Genomic DNA, 22,780 nt, shown 5'->3' on the forward strand with positions numbered 1-22,780 from the left:
TGACCAGTCCGGGGTATAAATCATAATTGGCACTGGCTTTACAAGCACCCTGTTGAGTTCTCAAAGAACAACCACACACCGACCAGAAGCCCCACCACAGTGGAACCCCAACCGGGGCTTTTCGTACCGCGTCCCCGCCGCTCTCGCGCCGGGCACTTTTACTACGTTACCTCACCGTCTTCGCCGTGTCAAACCGTGTGTCCCGGTCTGTCATGCTTCGTACGGGTCAGCGCCGGCGCACTCACGCAGCAGCGAACCGCTGCGTCAGGTCGTCGGATTCGGCAGACCGGCCGCTGCGGTTTCCCGCAGTCTCGCCCGGTTCCCTGCCGGTCGTGAACCTTACCCGGTCGGCTTCGCCGCACCAAATCCGCCTCGCGGCCGATCCGGCAAGCCCCGCCCGGACCGCGTCCCGCAGGAGTGAACCCCTGCTTGACCCGGTTGCCATCCCGTTCCGGTGCCCCCAGGACCTTCGTCCCGTTTGCCCCGTTCCGCGCTGGCAGAGAGAAAGTTACGCGTCTGCGGGTTTGATCGTCAAATCCACGGGTAGCGGCGCGCGTCACATTCGTCCGCCCGAACGGTTTCCCCAGGTCAGACCCGGTCCGACAGCAACTGGGGCTCGGCGACTACCAGCGGTGGGGCGCCGACCGCCGATCAGCAGGAGTGGACGGCGGCGATCAGGACGCCTGCCGTCGCCGGGCGGCGAGCCAGGCCCGGATGCCGAGGACGCCAACGGTGGTGCCGATTGCCAGAGACGCGGCGATCAGCAGCGCGTGCACCCACAGAAAGCTGGTGGCCGAGCCGTCGGCCACCCTGCCGGACGCCCAGGACCGTGGGTCCTGCCAGATGGCCACCGCGAACCTAGGCCAGATCACCCAGGTCCAGACGCCGACTCCGACCAGGAAGACAGCCCACCCTCGCGACAGCACCATGGCAGCCGAGTATGCCAGCGCCCCCGCTCACCAGGCCGGCGGCGCGAACACCGGCCCTCGTCGACCGCCGCCCCGCGGCTCATGCCATCGCAGTGCACGCCACACCGGGACCAGAGCACCGAGGTACAGCGCGCAGGCCGTTTCCGGCATCAGTGGGATGGGCACTGCGAAGGAGGACAGCTGAGGACCGTCCCCTGGAGGTGCCCCATGCCACCGTCGAGCTTCAATCCCTGGGCCTGGCGTGATCCGTCCGCCCTGACCGGCGGCTACACCCAGGCCACGCCCTCGGCCACCCCGGCGGACGGCAAAGAGGGTGGGCACGACGGCCCGGACGCGCCCGGCCCGGGCACACCTGTCGACCTCGTTGGCTATCAGGTGCAGGCGAGCGACGGGCGCATCGGCACCATCGACGAGACCAGCGACGAGGCGGACGCCGGGCACCTGGTGGTGGACACCGGGCCCTGGATCTTCGGCCAGAAGGTGTTGCTGCCGGCCGGGACGGTGGCCCGGGTGGATCATCAGGAACGCGTCGTGCACGTCGACCGGACCCGCCAGGAGATCAAGGACGCGCCGGCGTTCGATCCGGACTCGGCCGACCAGGAGTACTGGGAACGGGTCGGCACCTACTACGCCGACAGCTACCTGTCCCCTCCGGCAGCGGACCGCAGGTAATGTGAGGCCGTGGTCCGGACGGGCAACTGCGCATCCGAGGCGGTCGACCTGGTCGACGGCCGCTTTCTCGGTGCCGTGCCCGAAATCCCGACCAGCTCCGGCGATGGCCGTGAGCAACTTCTGAACGTCCTCCGTGCCGGTGGTCTGCGGTTTCGCGCCGGCGCGCGATGGCGGGCGACTCGCTGAGTCGATCCCGCTGACCGAGCAGGGCTGAGCCCGCCCTGCTCGGCGCGCGCCCACGCGTCACCCACCCTCGGACAACGAGAGGCACCACCATGTCCGTCGCACGAATGCTCACCGGCGACCGGCCCACCGGCCGCCTGCACCTCGGCCACTACGTCGGCAGCATCGCCAACCGGGTACGGCTGCACCGGCGCTACAAGAGCTTCTTCATCATCGCCGACCTGCACATGCTCACCACCCGCAACCGTCGGGAGGACATCGACCAGGTTTCCGGCAACGCCCGCGAGATGGTGACCGACATCCTCGCCGCCGGGGTCGACCCGGACCGGGCCACCTTCTACCTCCAGTCGGCCATCCCCGAGGTCGGCGACCTCAACACCCTCCTGCAGAACCTGGTGACCGTTCCCCGGCTGGAACGGGTGCCCTCGCTCAAGGACATGGCCCGCGACGCCGGCAAGGAGGAGATGCCGTACGGGCTGCTGGGTTACCCCGTGCTCCAGGCCGCGGACATCCTCTGCGTCAAGGGGGAGGTGGTCCCGGTCGGCCGGGACAACGCCGCGCACGTCGAGGTGACCAGGGAGATCGCCCGACGGTTCAACCACCTGTACGGCCCGGTCTTCCCGGTGCCCGAGCTGATCCCGGCAGACACACCGAGCCTGGTGGGCACCGACGGCGCCGCCAAGATGAGCAAGAGCCGGGGTAACTCGATCGCGCTCTCCGACGACGCGGCGACGGTGCGTCGCAAGGTGCTGGGCATGTACACCGACCCGAACCGGGTGCGGGCCGACGTGCCGGGCACGGTGGAGGGCAACCCGGTGTTCGCGTACCACGAGGTTTTCAATCCGGACCGTGACGAGGTGACCGACCTGGCCCGGCGGTACCGGGCCGGGCGCGTGGGTGACGTGGAGGTCAAGGAACGGCTGGTCGTCGCGCTGGAGGGGTTCCTGGCGCCGATCCGGCAGCGTCGGGCCGAGATCGAAGCCGACCGAGGTCTGGTCGACCGGCTGATCGTCGAGGGCACGGAACGGACCCGCCAGGAGGTACGCCAGACCGTGCTCGAGGTACGCCGGGCGATGGGGCTGACCGGCGCGTACCAGCAGCTGCGGCGGCGGGCTGAGCGGAGCCGGCGCCGGACGGACGCCTCGACCTGAGGCCGGGGCGTCCAGTCGGCGGCGTGACGCCGGGTCCGCTGTGAAACCGCCGCGTTCTCAGCGGATCCGGACGTCAGCCAGGTCCAGGGTGATCGGCGTCCAGGAGAGGTCCGGGGTGCGGTCCTCCTGGCGGATGTGGATCCGGCGTCGCGTCGGCACGACCAGCCCGTCGACCTCGGTGGCTCCGCTGACGAAGTGCGCGACCGGGGAGGAGCCGTTGACCACCGGCTGGTAGTCCATGCGCCGCAGCAGCCCGCCGTCGTCGAAGTAGTACAGCTGGGTGTCGGTGTGGGTGTGCACGCTCTCGGGGAACGTGACGCGCAGTACGCGCCACGACTCGCCGTCCTCCGTCCACGGCTCGATCTCGTGCGCCTCGACGCCTGGCCAGGTGAACAGGAACGGCTCGACGAGATAGTGCCAGGTGGCGTAGCCACGGAAGTAGGCCGCCTGGGCGAGCGTCCACTGGCTGTCCCCGGTGTAGCCGGCAAAGCTCGCCCGGGGGTTCGTCAGCTCGTCGATCAGGCTGCCGTCGGCCGCGGTGACGGTGACCCGGTCGGTGTCGCTGTCGTACTCGGTGACCCGGCCGGTGCCCTCCTGGACGTGGCGGATCCGTTCCCGGTGCAGGTCGGCCTCGACCAGTTCGGTGCCGTCGAAGTCGGGTCTTCCCTTGAACGCCCAGAACGGGCCGCCGTAGGTGAGCCGGGTGGTGAGGGTCGAGGCGGTGTTCCAGCGGTCGAGGCCGCCGTGTCGTTCGATGACCTTGGCGAGCAGTGCATCCATGACTTACTCCTAAGTTAGGACTAGACGATTCGACATTAGCACTGGCCGGTGGACGTCGACTACGATGGCGATGTGACTCAGCGGACTTACCAGGACGCCTGCGGGGCGGCGCGCACGATGGACATCGTCGGCGAGCGCTGGGCGCTGTTGATCGTCCGAGAGCTGGTCTTCGGCCCGAAGCGTTTCGGTGATCTGCGGGCCGGCCTGCCGAAGGCCAGCCAGAACGTGCTCAGCCAGCGCCTTCGGGAGCTGGAGCAGTCCGGCATCGTCCGGCGGGTGCAGCTCGGGCCGCCGGCCAGCGTGCACGCGTACGAGCTGACGGAACGCGGTCAGCAACTGGAGCCGACGCTGATCGAGCTGTCGCGGTGGGGCGCCGGCCTACCCGCGGAGCCGGACGTCGAGATGAGCACGGACGCGTTCATGCTGCTGCTCAAGGCCCTCTACCGGCCACCGACCGGCGCGCCGATGACCGCTCGACTTCGGTTGCAGGTGGGCACCGACGCCTTCGAGGTGGGGGTGACGCCGAGTGGGATCAGCGTGGCCCGTGGTCGGTCGGGCCAGGTCGATGTCGCGGTCACCGGCACGGTGAGAGCGCTGCGGGACCTGATGTTCGGCGGCACACCGCTGCCATCGGCGGTCTCGGCGGGCGACATCGAGGTGCACGGCGACATCGGGGCGGCCGAGCGGTTCTTCAGGCTCTTCGGAGCGGCGCCGGGCGAGTAGACCAGGTGAACCGCCGGCCCATCTGGCGCAGAATGCGAGGATGAGGAGGATTTTCGGCATTCATCCGGTGCGGGCGGGGGTGACCCACCGGACCACGATGTTCGAGATCTTCTTCGACCTGGTCTTCGTCTTCGCCCTCACCCGGGTCATCACGTTCATGGCGGGGTCGCCGAGCGCGCTCACCCTGGCCCAGGGGCTACTCCTCCTGCTCCTGCTGCTCTACTCCTGGGGCCCCTACACCTGGGTGGGGAACCTGGTGCGGCCGGACGTCGGCCTGGTCCGCGCGGCCACCCTGGTCGCGATGGCGGCGATATTCGTGGCCGCGCTGGTGCTGCCGGACGCCTGGCACCAGAGCCCGGGGTTGTTCGACGCGCCGTTCACCATCGCCCTGGCCTACGTGGTCGGCCGCGCGGTGCAGCTCGTGATCCTGTTCTGGGTGAGCGCGACGAACCCACCGCTGCGCTCGACGCTGCGCTTCTTCAGCGTGCCGGTGATCCTGGCGTGGCTCCCGCTGATCGCCGGCGCGCTGCTCGGCGGCGTGGCCCAGACGGCGCTCTGGACGGCCGCGTTGCTTGTGGACATCGGCGGCTCGCGGATCGCGTCGGCCTTCCGGCCGTGGCAACTGGGCAGCGTGGACCACTTCACCGAGCGGTTCGGCCTGGTGCTCATCATCGCGCTGGGCGAGTCGTTGATCTCGGCCGGCGAAGGGCCACGGACGATGGCACCGGTCGGTGTGGCCGTGCTGGCCGCGCTGCTCGGTCTCACCAGCACGGTCTGCCTGTGGTGGCTCTACTTCGACCGGCTGGCACCCGCCGCGCGCAAGGCCGTCAGCAACGTGCCGGGTGAGCGGCGGGCCAGCGTGGCCGGCGACGCGTACGGCATCGGGCACTCCCCGCTGATCATCGGTGCCATCTATGTCGCGCTCGGCATCGAGGAGGTGATCGCCCAGCTCACCGAGGAGTCGACGCATCCCGGCCGGCTGGGCTGGGAGGCCGCGACCGCGCTCTACGGCGGCACAGCCCTCTACCTGCTCAGCAGGTTGGCCTTCCGTCGGCTGACCCTTCGCGCGGTGTACCCGACGCAGGTCGCCGCCGCGCTGCTGCCGCTGCCCCTGCTGCCGATCGGCCGGTCCCTGCCGCCACTGGCGGCGCTCACCCTGCTGACCGCCTTCCTGATCGGGGTGACCTGGTTCGAGCGGCGGATGGACCGACGCGACGAACGACCCGAGCCGGCACAGCCGGGTCCTTCGTGAGCGCCTCCGCGCCTCCGGTGCAGCCCGAGCACGAAAAGAACCTGACGCGCCGTGTCGATAACCGCGGTCCGCGTTCGTCGTCATGCTGTACGGCGACACGCCGCACCGAGAGGAGCCGAACGTGAAGTACATGCTGCTGTTCATGAGCCCCATGGTCGACGGTGAGGTCGTCGACAACGGGTGCAGCTTCGAGGACTGGATCCGCTACGACCGGGAGATGAAGGACGCCGGGGTCTGGGTCTCCGGGCATCCCTTGCAGGACCTGACCACCTGCACCACCGTGCAGGTGGGCCCGGACGGCGAGCGCACGATCACCGACGGGCCGTTCGCCGAGACCCGTGAGCTGCTCGGCGGGTACGACGTCATCGACGTGCCGGACCTCGACGCCGCGCTGGACTGGGCGGCCCGCAGCCCCGGGGCCGTCGGCACCGGCTCGGTCCAGGTCCGTCCGATCTTCGAGATCGACGTGCAGGTCTGACCGTGCCGGGTGAGGGGGCAGCCGTCGGGTCGTCGGTGGAGGCGGTGTTCCGGGAGGAACGCGGCCGACTGCTCGCCTCGCTGGTGCGCCGCTTCGGCGACCTCGACCTGGCCGAGGAGGTCGCCTCGGAGGCCATCGAGGCGGCGCTTGTGCACTGGCCGACCGACGGCGTCCCGAGCCGGCCGGGCGCCTGGCTGCTCACCACCGCTCGACGGCGAGCCGTGGACCGTCTGCGTCGGGACCGGGTGCTGGCGACGCGGCTCGCCGTACTCCGGGCGGAGGCCGAGCGGGCCGACCACGCCCCGCCCGCCGACGCGGACCCTGACCTGCCCGACGACCGGCTGGCGCTCTTCTTCACCTGCGCGCACCCGGCCCTGGCCGCGCAGGATCGCGGCGCACTCACCCTGCGGTTCCTGGCCGGCCTCACCACCACCGAGGTCGCGCGGGCCTTCCTGGTGCCGCCCGCCACCATGGCCCAGCGACTCGTCCGCGCCAAACGGAAGATCCGCGACGCACGCATCCCGTTCCGGGTGCCGGGCCCGGACGAGCTGCCCGGTCGCCTGCCCACGGTGCTCCAGGCCGTCTACTCGGTCTTCACCGAGGGGTACGCGGCCAGCTCCGGCCCGGATCTGCAACGGACCGACCTGGCCGAGGAGGCCATTCGGCTGGGTCGGATCCTGCGTCGACTGCTACCCGCCGAACGGGAGGTCGCCGGGCTGCTCGGCCTGATGCTGCTGGTCCACGCCAGACGCGACGCGCGTACCGGGCCGGACGGCGCCATGGTCCTCCTCGACGACCAGGACCGCGGACGCTGGGACCGTCCGATGATCGAGGAGGGGCGGGCTCTGGTGGTAGTGGCGCTGACCGGCCGAGCGCCCGGCCCGTACGGGGTACAGGCCGCCATCGCCGCGCTGCACGACGAGGCCGCCGACGTGGCCAGCACCGACTGGCCGCAGGTGGTGGCGCTCTACGATGTGCTGCTCGGCCTGGTGCCCTCACCGATCGTGGCGCTCAACCGGGCCGCCGCGGTGGCCATGCGGGACGGGCCGGAGGCGGGGCTCGCCCTGCTCGACGAGTTGGCCGACGATCCGCGCCTGCGCGGCCACCATCCCTATCCGGCGGCGCGGGCCGACCTGCTGCGCCGGCTCGGCCGGTACGACGAGGCCGCGGCCGCGTACCGCAGCGCGTTGACGCTGGTGGGCACCGAACCGGAGCGCGCGTACCTGCTCAGACAGTTGCGATCCGTTTCGACCGAGTGAGCTGTACCCTTCCCCGGGTGAGTCTGCCTCTGCCTCCCGGGCCGTTCGCCGCGTACCTGTTCGACTGCGACGGCACCATCGTCGACTCGATGCCGTTGCACTACCTGGCCTGGCAGCGGGCGCTTGAGGAGTGGGGCTGCGAGTTCCCGGAGGACCTCTTCTACGCCTGGGGTGGGCGGCCCACGGCCGACATCATCGTCGCGCTGAACGAGCAGCAGGGTCTGGCCATGCCGGTGGCGGCGGTCGTCGAGCGCCGGGAGAGCTACTACCAGGAATTGCTGCCGCAGCTCGCCGCCGTGCCCGAGGTGCTGGCGCACATCCACGACGCGCACCGGCGGGTCCCGTTCGCCGTCGTCTCGGGCAGCACCCGCGCGTCGGTCACCGCCTCCCTGGACGCGCTCGGCCTGCTGGACCGGTTCGACGTGCTGGTCTGCGCCGACGACTACACCCGGGCCAAGCCCGACCCGGAGGCGTTCCTGCTCGCGGCGGAGCAGCTCGGCGTACCCCCGGAGTCCTGCCTGGTGTTCGAGGACACCGACCTGGGCATCCAGGCCGCGACGGCGGCCGGCATGGCATCGGTACGCGTGCCGCAGCAGCGCACGCCCTGACGTCTCAGGCCACCGTCAGCAGGAGCTTGCCGGCGTAGGAGGTCTGTAGGCGCTGGTGCGCATCCCGCACCTTGCCCAGCGGAAACTTCTCCGCGACGTGCACCACGAACGGTCCCGCCTCGATGAGTTCGTTGAGGCGCTGCAACTGTCGAGGGCTCGATTCGCCGTCGTACGGGCGGACCATGACGCCCGGCCGTTCCTGCGGCTCCGGCCGCACCCCGTGGGCGAACGCGACCACCCCGCCATCGGCCAGCGCCTCGGTGAGCCGGTCCAGCGTCGCGCCGCCGGCCATCGCCAGGATGGCGTTCACCCCGCCCGGCGCCGCGTCCCGGATCCGGGCCAGCACGTCGGTCATGTCGCCGTGGCCGTCGAGGGACACGTCGGCGCCCAGCCGGGTCACCAGCGCGACGCCGTCCGCCCCGGACGCCACGGCGACCACGTTCAGTCCCTGCCGCTTCGCCAACTGCACGGCCAGGTGGCCCTGACCGCCGCTCGCACCGAAGATCAACAGCCAGGCGCCGGCGGACAGGCTGAGCGCGTCGAGCCCGGCCAGCGCGGTCAGCGCGTCGGTGGGCATCGCACCGGCGTGCTCGGCGGGCACACCATCGGGCACCTTCGCCGCGTACTCCGCCTTGACCGACGCGTACTCGGCGTAGAAGCCGCCCTTCGGCCGCGTGGTGGCGGAGACGTAGACGAGGTCGCCCACCCCCACGTTGGTCACCTTGCTGCCGGCCGCGATGACGGTTCCGGCACCGTCGGAGCCGGGCACGATCGGGAGCGCCGAGCCCTCCGGCACCAGCACACCCTCGCGCTCGTACACGTCCCACACCCCGACGCCGGCGCTCAGGACCCTGATCAGCACCTCGTCGTCGGCGACCTGCGGGATCGGCAGCTTCCGCAGGGTGATCACCTCCGGACCGCCGAACTCGTCCAAGGCCGCGGCCTGCATCCGCTCTGGCACATCCCCGTCAACCATGTGGATTCCCTCTCCGTGCCGGCGTCACCGTCGCAGCATGCCGGCTCGGACACAGGCGTGGCCCGGAGCCGAGCGTCGTTCACCCACAAGGACGAACACCACGCTCGGCGGGACTGGCCGGGCGTAGCCGGGGCGGGCACGGGAATGTCCGGCGTACCGCGCCGGACGCCCGGCGCGCCGCGCTGGCCGCAGGACCGACGGAAGGGGCATCGTGCACGCTCCGTCGACGCGGGCCACGGCCTGGCTCCTGGTCGCGCTGGCCGCGGCCTCCGGCTGCCTCGACGTGCTCTGTCTGACCAGGCTCAACGGCTACTTCGCCAGCGTGGTCACCGGCAATCTGGTGCACTTCGGCCACGCGCTCGCCACCGCCGACACCCGCTCGCTGGCCGGGGCGGTGGTGGCGGTTGGCGGGTACGCGGTCGGCGTGGCCGCTGCCACGGTGCCGCTGCGCCACACCCCACCGGGTTGGAACCGCCGTACCGCGGTGGTGACGTCGGCCGAGGCGGTGCTGCTGCTCGGTTTCACGGTGGGCTGGTTGGCCTGCTCGGCCCGCCCGGGGTACGGCTTCGGGCTCGTGCTGCTGGCGATGGCGGCCGTGTCGAGCGGCATCCAGAGTGTGATCACCGTGGCCGCCGGCGTACGGGGTGCGTCGACCACCTACCTGACCGGCTCGCTGACCGAGTTGGTCCGGCGTCGTGTCGTCGACCCGCACCGGTTCGCCGACGTGGGTGGCGTCGGCCGGCTGGCGGGGCTGGTGGTCGGTGCCGTGCTCGGCACGGTGGTGCTGCGTACGGCCCCGACCTGGGCATCCGTGCCGGCGGCGGTGCTGGTGGTCGCCGTGATCGCGTTCGCGATCGGCCTGACCCAGCTGGCGAGAACCGCCGCCGGCCGACGCCAGCCGAGTTGACCGAAGCCGGGATCAGGAGGTCTGCGGTTCCGGGCCACGAAGCGCCTGCTCGACGGCGTCGCGTACGCGGGCGTCCTCGCGCGCCTTGCGCTGCGCCTGGTTGCGGCGCCGGTACAGGTACGCCCCGACGAGCACGGCGATCAGCACGACGAGCGCGAGCACCAGCATCCAGGGCAGGGCCCAGCCGTGCGCGGTGACCTGGACCGCCTTGAGCGGGGTGGTGGAGCCCGAGGCGTCGGTGAGCAGGGGTGTCAGGGTCGCGGTCGCGGCCAGCGAGATGGCGGGCGCCACCCCGTGCACGGGCACCGTCACGTCCCAGCTCTCACCCGGAAGCAGCTCCGGCGGCGCGGCGACGTCCTCGGCCCGCACCCGCAGCAGGCCGAACGGGCCCGAGACGGTCACCGCCTGCTTACCGGACAGGGCCGCGTTGCCGACGTTGTGGATCTTGTAGGTGATGGTGGCGTCACCCTTGCCGAACGGGTTGGTCGGTCCGGCGTATCCGACGTGGAGGTTCTCGATCGCGAGGTTCGGCTTCAGCTCGCCGCCCACCCGCAACTTGATCCGGATCCCGAGGCGCCGGTCGACGTTGATCCCCTCCGCCTGGTCGGCCTGGGTCAGCGTGGTGAGGATGCCACCGACGTAGTCCCCGGGCGTGGCGTTCTCCGGAACACCTACCGTGAAGGGGACCTGGGCTGTCTTTCCGGGCTGGATCACGACGCTGCCGGCGTTCGGCTTCACCCAGGCGCCGATCGCGATGGACTTCTTGTCCTTGGTGAGCAGGTCGAGCTGGCCGGCGTCGGTGGTGAAGCCGTCGGCCGCGTACACGGAGAGGGTCAGCGGTGCCGGGCCGCGGTTGGCCACGACCATGGCGTCCTCGACGGCACCACCCGGGTTGACGTTGTAGCTGTAGCTGGAGCGGGCCTCGCCGTAACCGTTGGAGGCCGTCCGGACCGTCCAGGCGACGTTGCCGTCCGCGGCCAGGGCGGGACCGGCACCGACACCGACGGCCGCGACGACGGCGAGCAGGGACAGTGCGGTCGTACGGAGGAGTGCGGCGGGCGTGGTCTTCCAGCGCGTGACGGACGGTTGCATGTCGGTTCCTTGAAGTGATCTTGGACGGATGGCAAATGGGTGGCGGGGTAGACACCCGAAGGTGCCTACCCCGCCGACGGAACTGTTCGGTCAGCTGCTCAGGGCAGTGATCGTGAGGGTGGTGCGGTAGCTGCCCTTCGCGATGCTGTCCGGGATCTTCAGGTCCAGGTCAGCGCCGAGCTTGGCGCCGCCGCGCGGGTGACCCTGCGCGGCCGCGGCGAGCGCGCTGGAGACCGAGAGGCCCTTGCCCTGGTCGTCGAGCGACGACAGGACCGGGGCACCGGCCTCGGCGCCCGCGCCGGCGTCGAGCACGTACGGGGTCCAACCGAGGTAGGAGCCGGCGAACTTCTTGTCGGCGTCCTGGAAGTCACCGACGTTGGCCGAGATCGACCACGGGGCGAGCGAGCGACGGCTGTCCGACACGAGGATCGGGTTGATCTTGCCGTTGGCCTGGAAGTAGGCGCCGTCGCGCTCCTGCGCGGTACCCAGGTCGACCAGACCGTTGTAGCCGTCGATCGTCCAGCCGAACTCGCCCGGGGCCGGGTTCGGCACGTTGACCTGGATGGCCTGGCCGTCACCGTGGAACGGGTGCACGGTCACGTTGTCGACGATCGAGCCGACCGGCTGACCGTCCGGGGTGTTGACGCAGGAGAGGCCCTTCTCGACGGCCGCGTTCGGTGCCGCGCAGGTGCCGCTGCGGACGTTCGCGAGAACGAGCCTGTCGCCGCGAACCTGCACCTTGACGTAGCTACGGACGTGCTCCTGGTTCTGCACGGAGTTGTACCAGTACTTGTCCGCGTCCAGCGGGTCCGGGCCGTTGCCGCGGATGCCCGTGCCGGTGGTGTCCGGCTTCTTGATGTCGTAGTACTTCGAGCCGGAGGCCGAGTTGGCCGTCACGTAGATGACGCCACCCGGGCCGGGGAACACGTCGGCAGCACCCGGCTTCTCGGCCGGGTTCTCCTTCTGGCCGTTCTTGATGGAGTAGCTGCGCGAGTAGCTGTGGTCGTGGCCCTGCAGCACCATGTCGACGCCGAGGTTGGAGAACGCGGTGGTGAAGTCCTCCCGCCGCTGCTTGTTGTCCGTGTCGGTCGCGTGGCTGGCCGGCGAGTAGATGGAGTGGTGGTAGACCAGCACCTTCCACTTGGCCTCGGAGCCGTGCTTGTTGATGACGTCGGTGACGTACGCGACGTGCGCCGCGTCGCCGCCGGCGGAGCCGTCCGCCGGGTTGGCGTAGCTGTTGCTGTTCAGGTCGATGAACAGCACATCCTTGTGGATGAACCAGTAGTCGCCGCCGGACCGGGTCGCCTGGTCCCCGTTGTAGTACTGGGACGAGCGGTCGGTGTTCGGGGTGAAGTGGTGCTGCTCGTAGGACTTGCCGCCGACGTCGTGGTTACCGATGGTGGCGACCAGGGGGATCTGACGCAGCTGGTCGGGGGCCAGGAACGAGGTCCACTGACCCTCGTCGTTGGCGCTCTCGACGTGGTCACCGGCGGACACCAGCAGCTCGGCGTTCGGGTTGGCCGCGGTGGCGACCTTCAGGGTGTCCTCCCAGCCGGCCTGGTCCTTCAGCCGGTCACCGGAGGAGCCGATCTGCGGGTCGCCGAAGAAGAGGAAGTCGTAGTCGCCCTCGAAGTCCTGCGTCTTGAAGGCGTACGCCGGGGACCAGCTGCCCTCGGCACCGACCCGGTACGAGTACGCCGTCTTCTCGCGCAGGTTGCTGATCGTGGCGTGCCGGTTGAACCCGGTGGTGGAGGTGTTCGCCGCACCAACGGCGTCGAAGCTGACCGCGCTGGCCGGGAACTCGCCGTTGATGATCTCGGCGGTCGGGGCGAGTTGGATCTTCTGCGCGGTGTCGGCGGAGGAGTACCAGCTCACGATGCGCTGGGTCTCGTTGGCGCCGACGCCGAGGACCACACCGGTGATCGTGGTGGACTCGGCCGCGTTCGCGGTGGCCATCAGGCCACTGCCGAGGGCCGCGCCCATTCCCAGGAACCCGGCTGCGACCCCGGCGACCAGGCGCCGCCGCACGAGCGCGGAGGCCCGTGTCGAGGTGCTCAATGTCATCGACATTGTTCCCTTTTCAAATAGAGAAATGGATTGTGCCTTCACCCGACGCTGGGGAAGCAATTCCACGCTTTCGCCGCCCGATGAACCGACCATGAACGTGATCTTGCGAAAGACTGCACTTCACGAACTACTTAGCCCTGCTCATGATCCAGAAACGCGCTGCACAAACCAGATCAGCCCCATAATGGACACGGCTGCGGAAACGGCCCCGGTCGCCCAGAGGCCGGCTTTCGGCGCACGACGGCGCAGCACGAACAGCAGCGGGAAGACGACAGCGATAATCGTCAACTGAACGACCTCGATGCCGACGTTGAACACCAGCAGCGACCACAGCAGGGTCCACGACCACGCCTCGTCGATGCCCAGTGCACCCGCGAAGCCCAGACCGTGTACGAGGCCGAAGCAGAACACCACACCGAGGCGGATCCAGCCGGCCCGATCCAGGCTGAAGTGCCCGCGCCCCGCCGTCTCCAGGTCGGCCGCGTGCTCGCCACGCCGCCAGATCCCCCACAGGTGCCAGCCGGCGACGACGGCGATCGACAACGCGATGACCGGCTCCACGACCGCCCCCGGCACCTCGACCAGGCCGAGCGCGGCGAGCATGAACGTCACCGAGTGCGCCAGGGTGAAGCTGGTGGCCGCCAGCACGATCTCCCGGAGCCGCCGCGACCCGGCGATGAGCGCCAGCAGGAACAGGATGTGGTCGATCCCGGTCAGCAGATGCTCGGCGCCCAGGAGGAAGAACTCGCCGAACCGCTGGTACCAGGCCTGCGCGGTGGAGAAGGACGGGTTGGCGGCGTCGAGCGCCGCGCTGCCCGAACGGCCGTCGATCTCGTAGGTGACGATCGTCTTCGTGCCCTTGACGTAGCCCTCGTCGTCCGGGAAGAGCCCGCTGCGCACCACGTGCTCGTCGACCCGCTCGGGGCAGGTCCAGTCCAGCAGTAGGTTCGCGTACGGCACGCCCTCGCGCTCGCCGATCGTCGCGTCACCCACCTGGGTCGGCTGGCAGGCCGCACCCCGGGAAGTCACCGAGAACCGGTCGGAGACGTACCCGAGAACCGCCGACGCGTGACTCTTCAGGGCGGCGGCCTGGGCAGCGGTGTCGCCCGCCTCGAACGCGGCGGTTCCCACCTGGAAGAGCGGGTCGTCGTCGCCGGCATCCGCGGCGGACACGACGAGAAGGTCGTATTCGAGCTCCACCCCGGTCCGAATGTGACCCTCGTCTCCCGCCGCAATTTTCGCGTACACAGTCGACGAGAAACCGTGCGCGGACGCCGGTTCGGCCCCCAGAAAGGGAACCACCGCTGCGGCGAACCCGACAGCGGCCACGAAAACGGTACGGCGGATACGGCCTGACATTCGACTCCCTCGGTTGGCCAGTGCACGTTGCATGTCGTGGGTGAACACCAACCCGCGCGCCGACGAACCGCCGGAGAACAACAGCCCCGAACGACCGCCCACCGATTACCGGTGACCGGACTTGAGATAGGAATACCAAGAAGTACGCGCACTTTCCGCCACCACCCGGAGGACGATCACCTTGCGCCCCCCGCTTCGGGCCGTCGCCCTGCTGGCCGCGACCGCCGCGCTGGTCACCGCCTGCAACTCCAGCGACGACTGGTCCGAGCCACGTCCGGCGCCCAGCGCCATCGGCACTCTCGGCCCGGGGTTCGTCGACCCCGCCACGAAGCCCGCGCCGGAGGCGACCATCACCCCGCAGCCCGGCTCGTGGGCCGGCGTCCACCCGCCGAAGGACTACCGGGTGGTCCTGCTGAGCAGCGGCGCGGACAACCCGACCAAGACGCTCGTGGCGGCGGTCAAGGAGTGGGCCGACGACGAGCACGTCGACCTGAGGACCATCGTCGTCGGGAACGCGCACGACGCCGTTCCCAGCATCGCCAAGGCGATGGAGATGGGCCCGGACCTCATCGTGAGCGCGGGCAACGACCTCATCGACGGGCTCGCGCTGGTCACCCCGAACCACCTGGACGAGAAGTTCCTCGTGGTCGGCGCGGAACTGGCCGAGCCCACCCACAACGTCACCGCGGTCGACTGGGATGGCGCGTCGTTCCGTGGCGAGGGCCTCGGCATGTCCTCGACGTACGACCCGAACTCGTTCACCGCGGACCGCTGCGCGGCGGCCATCCGGGCGGGCGTGGCCGCCGTCCTCAACGACCTGACCGGGATCGTGGTCTGGCTCTGACGCTCGGGCTCCGCCTCGGAGCCGCACGGCCCGGCGCGGAGGCTTGCGACCTCCGCACCGGGCCTGGACGTCACGCGGCCGAGCAGGTGGGGACCATCCCCGTCCCGGTGCCGCTGCCCTGGTAACCGAACTCGGTCGACTGCCCGGCTGCGATGGAGCCGTTGTAGGCGACATTGGTGAACTGGACGGCCCCGGTGCTGCCGCTCCGGTTGGCGCCCCAGATGCTGGTGATGCTGGCGCCCGACGGCAACGTCATGCCGACCGTCCAGCCGTTGACCGGTGCGGCGCCGGCGGTCACCCGCACCGTGGCGACGAAGCCGCCGGTCCACTGGTTGACCGACACCGTCGCCGCACAGCCGGCACCGGTCGGCGGCGGCGTCGTCGGCAATGGGGTGGTCGGGGGCGGCGTCGTCGGCGGTGGGGTGGTCGGAGGCGGGCTCGTCGGGGGCGGGGTCGTCGGGCCGTCCGCCAGGACCGGTGTCGGCCAGTCCCGCCAGTCGGCCAACCGACCGAGCGCCCTACTGGAAATCCGGATCACACCGGGCTCGTTGCCGGTCTCCAGCAGGAACTTCCGGATGTTGTTCTGCAATGGGGTACGCCACTCGGGGCGGTTGGCGCAGTGGCTGCCGTCCTGCACGTCGGACCAGTAGGTGATGTTGTCACCGGCGCCGAGCGCCCGGTAGACCTCCGCACCGCCCAGGGCCGCCACGCTAGCCGACCGGGGGCCGAGGTTGGCGATGTGCGGGTTGTCCATGATGAACAGCCCACGCGGTGCCACCATGGCGACCATCTCGTGCGTGTCCACCGGGAGCCGGTTCGGGCTGCCGGTGAACGAGCCGAACGCGTCGCCCAGCCAGGGTTGCTCCCCGTACGCGCTGCTCAGGCTCTGCGCGCCCTCACCGGGGATGCCCCGGAAGATGGGGACGCCCGCGCTGCCCGATTCGATCGGCATGGTCAGGGCGATGCGCTGGTCGAACACACCGATCGCGAAGGCGCCCTTGCCGTAACGGGAGCAGCCGGTGACGCCCATCACGTCCGCCCTCAGGATTCTGCCGTCGGACTGTTCGACGACGTCGATGATGCGGCTGACGCCCCAGCCCCAGGCGGCAAGGAGTCCCGTGCTGCTCGACGAACCGTAGATGCTGTAGAACGCGCCCTGCTTGTTGTTCCGAGGGGTGCCCTCCCGGCCAACTGCCAACGGGTCGTAGCTGATCACGGCGGCGCCGGCGGCCTTGATGGTGGCCGTGTCCGCGCCGAACCCGCCGACGACCACGACGGCCGGGAAGGGACCGGTGCCGCTGGGCAGCTCGACCCGCGCCGAGAAGCTGGAGCTCCTGCCGTTGTGTGACACGTTGACGGTGACGGTGCTGCTGGACACCGTTCCCGTGACGGTGGCGGGCTTCGCGGGCTTGTCGCCGAAGACGAACTTCTCGGCAAGCTCCTTGATCTCCGCCCGTCGGCAGCGCCAGTCGGACTTGGAGCTGATGGTCGTGCCGTTCAGCTTCTTGAAAGGGTCGGGAAGCTTGGCGTTGGTCGGCAGCGAGCCCAGGTCCGGCAGGCCGGACACGGCGCAGTCGGCGCCCTCGTCCTCCACTGCCGAGGCCAGCGGGCCCACGGCGGCTTGAGCGTCGGTGGTTCGTGTTACTACCGATACCGATCCGGCGACCGTGAGCGCTGCTAACGCGAGCGCGACGACCGCCGAACGGGTCCTAGAGCGGCCCGAGCTGATGATCACGGGGCTCTCCTTCCGAGTGGTGATGGAAAGGAAGGAACGAAACGTGATCAATGATCACGAATGCCAGCCACGTAAAGCTTGGGCGCTGCGATCGCCAAGTGTCAATATTTTACCGAAACTTTCGATACCTCCCCACCGTTTCAGTCGACCCCTCAACCCCGCCGCTGGGCGTCTCTCCGCCCGGGGGCGCGGGTAGGACCGCCGATGACCCCGCACCAGATATCGGAAAGGTTTCGACAGTCAGCGCCGGGCGGGCCCGCGATCCTCGAACTCGTACGTGGTGGTCAGCCCCTCGGGCAGGTCGGGAACCAGGGCGTTGGTGCCGTCAACCACCTGGACGTAGCGCTTCCCCTGGAAGATCGAGTAGCTGCCGTCGGGCACCTGATCGATCCGGAAGAGCTGCGTCGAGGCGGCGTCATCACACGCCCGGCCGCGTACGCTGCCCGGCGCGGCGTCGTGCACCACGGTCATGCAGATCGCGTTGGCACCGGACGCCAGCAGGATCCGGTACCTGTCGCCCTCCGGGCGCAGCACCCACAGCGCCCGGCCGTCGATGCCCTGTTCGGTGGTGGCCCGCACCTGATCGCCGTCGCGGTCGATCGCCAACGTGGCCCCGCGCATGCCGGGCAGCACGATCTGGACCTGCCGCCGGCCGCCGAGGATCTCCTGCGGTCCCGCCGAGGCGGTCGAGGACGGGACCACGGGCGGCACGACCTGGGTGGCCGGGCCGACATCCGGCGTCTCGACGTCGTTCCGCACCTGCGACAGAGTGGTGCCGGCGGCGACGGCCACCACGGCCAGTGCCGCCGCGCCGACTGCCGCCCGACGTCGCCGACGCCTGTCGCTGCGGTGTCGCAACGTCTGCGCCCCGGGCAGCGTGGTGACTCGCCGGACCTCGTCGGTGATCGCCGTGAGATCGTCGCGCGGATCAGCCATGGGAGGTCTCCTCCTGGTGCGCATCGGTCAGCAACCCGGCCATCGCTCTCCGACCACGGGCGAGGTACGTCTTCACGGTTCCGACCGGGGCCTGCATCTCGGCTGCCACCTCCGCGACGCTGAGATCGTTGAGGTGGTGCAGCACCACGGCCCGCCGCTCGTTGGCACTCAGCCGTTGCAGCGCCTGCAACAGTGCGACGTGGTCCTCGTTGAGTCCGGGTACACCCTGGTCGACCGCCGCCCGGCGGTGTGCGCGTACCCGGTTGAACGCCTTGCGCCAACTGCTCACCGCGATCCGGGAGGCCACCCGGCGGACCCACGCCTCCGGACTGTCCGTCTCCCGCACCGTCCGCCACCGCTGCCAGGCCCGCATGAACGCCTCGGCGACGGCGTCCTCCGCCTCGGCGCGGTTGCCGGTGAGCGCGTACACGTGACCCACGACCCGACCCGCACAGGCCGCGTAGAGGGCGTCGAACTCTTCGGCGTCACGCATCCGACCGGTGCCCTCCCATGCCTCGTCCCCTGGTCACCGCCGCATGGAACTCGTCCGGGTGGACGGGCCGCGTCGGCGCGGGGGGAGATTGTGGCCTCCGTCACACCGGAGTGATCAACCTAACGACCTGGCCAGACGTCATCGTGCCGACCCGGGAGACGCCCGTGGCGGAGAGGACGATGTGCGACGACGGCAACGACGCGCCCTGACAGCCGGCGTACTCGCGACCGCGCTGGTTGCGGCGGGCCTGACCGCCCAACCTGCGAACGCGCAGGAGAAGCCGATGGCCACGGCCCCCGGAGCCCACGGAACCTTCACCCTGATCACCGGGGACCGGGTTTCGCTGGACGCGGCGGGTCGCCCGCAGATCCAGCGCGGGCCGGGTCGGGCCGCGATGCGGTTCGTGAGCAGCCGGGAGGACGGCCACCAGTACGTCATCCCGGTGGACGCGATGCCTCTGGTGCGGGATGGGCGGCTGGATCGACGTCTGTTCGACCTCACCACGCTCGGCGAGTTCGGCTACGACGACCGGGCGGCCGAGCTGCCGCTGCTGGTCGCGTACCCCGAGAACATGGCGGCGCGGGCGCGGACCGCGACCACCGGGGGTGCCGGGCGGGTGCGGGCCGATCTCCCGGCCGCGCACGCGCTCGCGGTGCGGGCGGACCGGAACGACCGGGTGACGCTCTGGGCGTCGCTCACCCGGGGTACGTCGTCCGCGCGCACCCTCACCGCGGGGGTCACCCACGTCTGGCTGGACGGCAAGCGCACGGTTTCCCTCGATCGCAGCGTGCCGCAGATCGGTGCCCCGGCGGCCTGGCAGGCCGGTTTCGACGGCACAGGCATCACCGTCGGCGTGCTGGACACCGGAATCGACGCCACTCACCCCGACTTCGCCGGGCACCTCACCGAGGTCCGCGACTTCACCGGCGGCAACGACCCCAGCGACTCGGTCGGCCACGGCACCCATGTGGCGTCGACGATCGTCGGCAGCGGTGCCGCCTCCGGTGGCCGGTACCGCGGGGTGGCGCCCGGAGCGAAGCTGCTCGTCGGCAAGGTCTGCGCCACCACCGAATGCCAGGACTCGGACATCATCACCGGCATGCAGTGGCTCGCGCCGCAGACCCCTGTGGTCAACCTGAGCGTGGGCGGCGACGACGCGCCTGGCCTGGACCCGCTGGAGACCGCGGTCCAGGAGCTGAGCCACCGGTACGGCACCCTCTTCGTGGTCGCGGCCGGCAACGAGGGGAAGCCGAAGTCGGTCTCCTCGCCGGCCTCCGCCGACGACGCCCTCGCGGTCGCCGCCGTGGACGCCGACGACCAGCGCGCCTACTTCTCCAGCCGGGGCCCGCGCGTCGGCGACAACCACATCAAGCCCGAGATCAGCGCGCCCGGCGTCGACATCGTGGCCGCCGCCCCTGGCGGTGACTACGCCACCATGTCGGGTACGTCGATGGCGACACCACACGTGGCCGGCACCGCCGCGATCCTCGCCGGGCAGCACCCGGAATGGACCGGCCCGCAGCTCAAGGCCGCCCTGATGGACTCGGCCAAGCCGACCGGCGAGGACACCATCTACGAGCAGGGCGCCGGCCGGGTGGACATCGCCCGCGCGGTCGCCCAGCCGGTCGCCACCGACATCGCCGCCATCGACTTTCCGGTGCAGCGTTGGCCGCACGCCGACGACAGTCCGATCACCCAGGTCGTCGGCTACCGCAACACGGGCACCGCGCCGGTCACCCTGACGCTGGCCATCGCTCCGGCCCCGGCCGGCATGCTCACCGTCAGCCCGGCCACGCTGGTGGTGCCGGCCGGTGGCCGCGCCCAGGCGACGATCACGGTGAACACCCGGGTGGACGCCCCGGACGGCGTCTACCAGGGGGCGCTGACCGCGACCGGCGCCGGCGACCTGCGGGTACGGACGCCCTTCGTGCTGAACCGTGAGATCGAGAGCTACGACGTACGGCTCGACCACACCGGACGCGACGGCAAACCGGCCACCGAGTACACGACCGTGGCGGCGAACCTGACCACCGGCGAGTTCAGCACCCTCGCCGCGACACCGGGCGGTGGCGTCCTGCGGCTGCCCAAGGGTCGTTACGCGCTGTACAGCACGATCCACGAGGGTGGCGTGTCGACCCTGCTCGCACAGCCGGTCCTGGATGTCCGTGGTCCGGTCACCGAGGCGGTCGACGCCCGTAGCGCCAAGCCGGTCGCGTTGACCGTGCCGCAGCGCGACGCCGCGCCGATCTCGATCAACGTGAGCGCCAACTGGGACGACGGCTTGCGCTACCCGGGCGTGCAACTCAGCGGGGTGTCCTTCGCGGACGTCTTCTTCGGCCGGCTCGGGCCCGCCGTCGCGGCACCCGAGTTCACCGCGACGCTGGGCGTCGGGCTCGCACGGCCGGGCAAGGACGGCACCTTCCGGAACAGCCCCTACACCTACGACCTGGCGTACGTCGACAAGGGCGACATGTTCACCGGCCTGACCCGGAAGCTGTCGCCCAGGAACCTGGCCACCGTCAGGACGACCTACCGGAGCCAGTCCACGACGGCGACGGCCGTGCGGTTCCACCGCGCGTCGGCGCCCGGAGGCGCGGGCCCGATCGGGTCGAACACGCCTGTCGACCTGCCGTTCAAGGGCACCGAGTACTACAACACCGACGGCGGCATCGTCTGGACGTCCACGTTCCTTGAGGGGGACAACTCCACGACGCAGGATTCCACCTTCACGGCCGGCCGTACCTACACCCAGACCTGGAACGCGGCGCCCTTCGGGCCCACCGTGGCCCAGGCGCCGGCCCTGTCACCGCTTGGGTACGCGGGCCGCGACGGCGACACCATCTCGATCGCGTCGGTGCCCCTGTTCGGCGACGCGACCGGTCGCCCCGCGAGCCGCGACGACCGGCCGGTGCGGTTCCGGCTACTGCGCGACGGTAAGGAGATCGGCACCTCGGACAGCCCGTGGGCCGAGTTCGCGGTGCCCGCCGGGAAGGCCACCTACCGTCTGGAGGCGACCGCCACCCGAGACGCCCCGGACACCCTGTCGACGTCGGTCTCGGCGGCCTGGACCTTCACCTCGGCGCACACCACGTCGCCGGAGCGGTTGCCCCTGACCACGGCCCGGCCGACGCCCGTGCTCGACGACACCAACACGGCACGGACCGGCCGGATCATGACGATCCCGGTGGCGCTGGACCGGCAGGCCGGCTCGCAGGCCGCCCCCAACCGCACACTCGGCGTGTCCGCGTCGTTCGACGACGGCCGGACGTGGGTCGCGTTGCCGGTGCTCCGGAACGTCGCCCTGATCAGTCATCCGCGCCGGGCCGGGTTCGTCTCGCTGCGACTGACCGCCACCGACACCGCCGGCAACACGGTCACCCAGACGATCCAGCGGGCCTATCGGATCGCCTGACGCACTGCCTGGACCGGGGTGGCGGCCGCTTGAGCCGCCGCCCCGGCCCGGACCTCAGTGCCCGTGCACTGATCGCTGTGGTCGTACCTGTCGAACCGGCGCGGTGACCGAGGACACGGTGCACCGACTCCGCGGAGAGGGTGGAATCAGGGGTGTGAGCAGAGAAGGCACCGGCGAGTGACGTCGTGAGGTCCACTCTTTCGACCCGCGACCCGGGTTCGCCCAGCGCTGGCACGACGCCCGCGGCGAACGAACGGGTGACGGCCGCCCATCGACAGCGCTGGGCGGTGCAGACGATGGTTGTCGCACCCGACGACCAGGTGCTGGAGATCGGGTGCGGTCGGGGAGCGGCCGTCTCCCTGGTCGCCGGCCACCTCACGACCGGCCGGATCGTCGCCATCGACCGCGCCGCGACGATGGTCCGGCTCGCGACGCAACGGAACCTGAGCCACATCGACGCCGGCAGAGCCGAGATCCGGCGCTCCGGGTTCGAGTCGGCCGACCTTCCGACTGACCACTTCACCAAGATCTTCGCGGTGAACGTCAGCCTCTTCTGGTTGGGCGACGCAGCGCAGCAGATCGCTCGGATGCGAAGCCTGCTGGCGCCGCAAGGACGGCTCTACGTCTTCGGCGAGCGACCCACCGCCGCGCACGCCACCGCGAACCTCACCGCGACCGAAGCACTGCTCGAGACCCACGGTTTCGCCACGACCACAACGAGCGCCACACGTGGTCGGGGCCAGGTGCTGACCTGTGTCACCGGCACGCCGATCCGGTGAGCCGGGGCTGATCACAGCATCGACATGAGCCGGGGGGGGGGGGGGGGGTGGCCCCCCCCCCCCCCCGGGGGGGGGTGTGGGGGGGGGGGGGGGGGCACGTGCGCGCACCCGCGGCCGGCCAAACCGCCCGGGAACGCCACCACCC

At 70.6% G+C, this 22,780-nt stretch carries 20 protein-coding genes; 11 read left to right on the plus strand and 9 right to left on the minus strand.

The window, feature by feature from the left end:
- Positions 1 to 674: 674 nt before the first annotated feature.
- Positions 675 to 929: an SCO4848 family membrane protein gene (locus ACIBD9_RS31760; RefSeq protein WP_396723191.1), complete on the minus strand. Its 255-nt coding sequence runs from the start codon at positions 927 to 929 to the stop codon at positions 675 to 677.
- 207 nt (positions 930 to 1,136) lie between these two features.
- On the opposite strand from ACIBD9_RS31760, the gene ACIBD9_RS31765 reads away from it, so the two are divergent.
- Both ACIBD9_RS31765 and trpS read left to right on the plus strand, forming a co-directional pair.
- The gene (locus ACIBD9_RS31765; protein ID WP_396723193.1) at positions 1,137 to 1,601 is read left to right on the plus strand and encodes a PRC-barrel domain-containing protein; all 465 of its coding nucleotides are present in this window, start codon (positions 1,137 to 1,139) and stop codon (positions 1,599 to 1,601) included.
- Between the two features lie 275 nt (positions 1,602 to 1,876).
- On the plus strand, positions 1,877 to 2,935 hold the full coding sequence (gene trpS / locus ACIBD9_RS31770) for a tryptophan--tRNA ligase (RefSeq protein ID WP_396723195.1): 1,059 nt from the start codon (positions 1,877 to 1,879) through the stop codon (positions 2,933 to 2,935).
- Positions 2,936 to 2,992: 57 nt separating this feature from the next.
- Here trpS and ACIBD9_RS31775 read toward each other — a convergent pair whose 3' ends face one another.
- Positions 2,993 to 3,715 carry a hypothetical protein gene (locus ACIBD9_RS31775; protein WP_396723197.1) on the minus strand — a complete coding sequence of 241 codons (723 nt, stop codon included), beginning with the start codon at positions 3,713 to 3,715 and terminating at the stop codon, positions 2,993 to 2,995.
- Positions 3,716 to 3,787: 72 nt separating this feature from the next.
- Here ACIBD9_RS31775 and ACIBD9_RS31780 point away from each other — a divergent pair, with 72 nt between their 5' ends.
- The 5 genes from ACIBD9_RS31780 to ACIBD9_RS31800 all read left to right on the plus strand — a co-directional run bounded on the left by ACIBD9_RS31780 (position 3,788) and on the right by ACIBD9_RS31800 (position 8,035).
- Positions 3,788 to 4,438 (plus strand): winged helix-turn-helix transcriptional regulator, encoded by a 651-nt coding sequence (locus ACIBD9_RS31780; protein ID WP_396723198.1) that lies wholly within the window; start codon positions 3,788 to 3,790, stop codon positions 4,436 to 4,438.
- A gap of 40 nt (positions 4,439 to 4,478) precedes the next feature.
- Positions 4,479 to 5,690, plus strand: coding sequence for a low temperature requirement protein A (locus tag ACIBD9_RS31785; protein ID WP_396723200.1), 1,212 nt, complete (start codon positions 4,479 to 4,481; stop codon positions 5,688 to 5,690).
- A 130-nt stretch (positions 5,691 to 5,820) separates the two neighbouring features.
- Positions 5,821 to 6,168 (plus strand): YciI family protein, encoded by a 348-nt coding sequence (locus ACIBD9_RS31790; protein ID WP_396723218.1) that lies wholly within the window; start codon positions 5,821 to 5,823, stop codon positions 6,166 to 6,168.
- A 2-nt stretch (positions 6,169 to 6,170) separates the two neighbouring features.
- Positions 6,171 to 7,427 carry an RNA polymerase sigma factor gene (locus tag ACIBD9_RS31795; RefSeq protein WP_396723202.1) on the plus strand — a complete coding sequence of 419 codons (1,257 nt, stop codon included), beginning with the start codon at positions 6,171 to 6,173 and terminating at the stop codon, positions 7,425 to 7,427.
- 17 nt (positions 7,428 to 7,444) lie between these two features.
- Positions 7,445 to 8,035: an HAD family phosphatase gene (locus ACIBD9_RS31800; protein WP_112675211.1), complete on the plus strand. Its 591-nt coding sequence runs from the start codon at positions 7,445 to 7,447 to the stop codon at positions 8,033 to 8,035.
- A gap of 4 nt (positions 8,036 to 8,039) precedes the next feature.
- On the opposite strand, the gene ACIBD9_RS31805 is transcribed toward ACIBD9_RS31800, so the two are convergent.
- The gene (locus ACIBD9_RS31805) at positions 8,040 to 9,011 is read right to left on the minus strand and encodes a zinc-binding alcohol dehydrogenase family protein (RefSeq protein WP_396723204.1); all 972 of its coding nucleotides are present in this window, start codon (positions 9,009 to 9,011) and stop codon (positions 8,040 to 8,042) included.
- 211 nt (positions 9,012 to 9,222) lie between these two features.
- On the opposite strand from ACIBD9_RS31805, the gene ACIBD9_RS31810 reads away from it, so the two are divergent.
- A complete protein-coding gene (locus ACIBD9_RS31810) occupies positions 9,223 to 9,918 on the plus strand; it encodes a YoaK family protein (RefSeq protein ID WP_396723205.1) in 696 nt (231 codons plus the stop codon).
- Between the two features lie 12 nt (positions 9,919 to 9,930).
- Here ACIBD9_RS31810 and ACIBD9_RS31815 read toward each other — a convergent pair whose 3' ends face one another.
- The 3 genes from ACIBD9_RS31815 to ACIBD9_RS31825 form a co-directional block, all read right to left on the minus strand.
- Entirely contained in the window at positions 9,931 to 11,010 is a 1,080-nt protein-coding gene (locus ACIBD9_RS31815; RefSeq protein ID WP_396723207.1) for a WxL protein peptidoglycan domain-containing protein, read from the minus strand.
- 90 nt (positions 11,011 to 11,100) lie between these two features.
- Positions 11,101 to 13,074, minus strand: a complete 1,974-nt coding sequence (locus ACIBD9_RS31820) for a fibronectin type III domain-containing protein (protein ID WP_396723209.1) — start codon at positions 13,072 to 13,074, stop codon at positions 11,101 to 11,103.
- A gap of 144 nt (positions 13,075 to 13,218) precedes the next feature.
- A complete protein-coding gene (locus tag ACIBD9_RS31825) occupies positions 13,219 to 14,277 on the minus strand; it encodes a HupE/UreJ family protein (protein ID WP_396723211.1) in 1,059 nt (352 codons plus the stop codon).
- Positions 14,278 to 14,617: 340 nt separating this feature from the next.
- Here ACIBD9_RS31825 and ACIBD9_RS31830 point away from each other — a divergent pair, with 340 nt between their 5' ends.
- Entirely contained in the window at positions 14,618 to 15,280 is a 663-nt protein-coding gene (locus ACIBD9_RS31830) for a hypothetical protein (RefSeq protein ID WP_396723212.1), read from the plus strand.
- Positions 15,281 to 15,350: 70 nt separating this feature from the next.
- On the opposite strand, the gene ACIBD9_RS31835 is transcribed toward ACIBD9_RS31830, so the two are convergent.
- The 3 genes from ACIBD9_RS31835 to ACIBD9_RS31845 form a co-directional block, all read right to left on the minus strand.
- Positions 15,351 to 17,012, minus strand: coding sequence for a cellulose binding domain-containing protein (locus tag ACIBD9_RS31835; RefSeq protein ID WP_396723219.1), 1,662 nt, complete (start codon positions 17,010 to 17,012; stop codon positions 15,351 to 15,353).
- 243 nt (positions 17,013 to 17,255) lie between these two features.
- Positions 17,256 to 17,951, minus strand: coding sequence for a hypothetical protein (locus ACIBD9_RS31840; protein WP_396723214.1), 696 nt, complete (start codon positions 17,949 to 17,951; stop codon positions 17,256 to 17,258).
- Entirely contained in the window at positions 17,944 to 18,444 is a 501-nt protein-coding gene (locus ACIBD9_RS31845) for a sigma-70 family RNA polymerase sigma factor (protein ID WP_124822440.1), read from the minus strand. Before ACIBD9_RS31845 ends, ACIBD9_RS31840 begins: the two co-directional genes overlap by 8 nt.
- 283 nt (positions 18,445 to 18,727) lie before the next feature.
- Between ACIBD9_RS31845 and ACIBD9_RS31850 the strand changes: the two genes are divergently transcribed.
- Together ACIBD9_RS31850 and ACIBD9_RS31855 are read left to right on the plus strand one after the other, a co-directional pair.
- Positions 18,728 to 21,856, plus strand: a complete 3,129-nt coding sequence (locus tag ACIBD9_RS31850) for a S8 family peptidase (RefSeq protein WP_396723216.1) — start codon at positions 18,728 to 18,730, stop codon at positions 21,854 to 21,856.
- A 257-nt stretch (positions 21,857 to 22,113) separates the two neighbouring features.
- The gene (locus ACIBD9_RS31855) at positions 22,114 to 22,635 is read left to right on the plus strand and encodes a class I SAM-dependent methyltransferase (protein ID WP_396723220.1); all 522 of its coding nucleotides are present in this window, start codon (positions 22,114 to 22,116) and stop codon (positions 22,633 to 22,635) included.
- Positions 22,636 to 22,780: the final 145 nt, after the last annotated feature.

The organism is Micromonospora sp. NPDC050784 (assembly GCF_044456765.1).
Taxonomy (GTDB): domain Bacteria; phylum Actinomycetota; class Actinomycetes; order Mycobacteriales; family Micromonosporaceae; genus Micromonospora; species Micromonospora foliorum.

Excerpts from the sequence above, each read along its gene's own strand:
- ACIBD9_RS31760 (WP_396723191.1), bottom strand. The coding sequence starts at position 929 with ATGGTGCTGTCGCGAGGGTGGGCTGTCTTCCTGGTCGGAGTCGGCGTC.
- ACIBD9_RS31765 (WP_396723193.1), top strand. The coding sequence starts at position 1,137 with ATGCCACCGTCGAGCTTCAATCCCTGGGCCTGGCGTGATCCGTCCGCC.
- trpS (WP_396723195.1), top strand. The coding sequence starts at position 1,877 with ATGTCCGTCGCACGAATGCTCACCGGCGACCGGCCCACCGGCCGCCTG.
- ACIBD9_RS31775 (WP_396723197.1), bottom strand. The coding sequence starts at position 3,715 with ATGGATGCACTGCTCGCCAAGGTCATCGAACGACACGGCGGCCTCGAC.
- ACIBD9_RS31785 (WP_396723200.1), top strand. The coding sequence starts at position 4,479 with ATGAGGAGGATTTTCGGCATTCATCCGGTGCGGGCGGGGGTGACCCAC.
- ACIBD9_RS31790 (WP_396723218.1), top strand. The coding sequence starts at position 5,821 with ATGCTGCTGTTCATGAGCCCCATGGTCGACGGTGAGGTCGTCGACAAC.
- ACIBD9_RS31805 (WP_396723204.1), bottom strand. The coding sequence starts at position 9,011 with ATGGTTGACGGGGATGTGCCAGAGCGGATGCAGGCCGCGGCCTTGGAC.
- ACIBD9_RS31815 (WP_396723207.1), bottom strand. The coding sequence starts at position 11,010 with ATGCAACCGTCCGTCACGCGCTGGAAGACCACGCCCGCCGCACTCCTC.
- ACIBD9_RS31820 (WP_396723209.1), bottom strand. The coding sequence starts at position 13,074 with ATGACATTGAGCACCTCGACACGGGCCTCCGCGCTCGTGCGGCGGCGC.
- ACIBD9_RS31840 (WP_396723214.1), bottom strand. The coding sequence starts at position 17,951 with ATGGCTGATCCGCGCGACGATCTCACGGCGATCACCGACGAGGTCCGG.
- ACIBD9_RS31845 (WP_124822440.1), bottom strand. The coding sequence starts at position 18,444 with ATGCGTGACGCCGAAGAGTTCGACGCCCTCTACGCGGCCTGTGCGGGT.
- ACIBD9_RS31850 (WP_396723216.1), top strand. The coding sequence starts at position 18,728 with ATGGCCACGGCCCCCGGAGCCCACGGAACCTTCACCCTGATCACCGGG.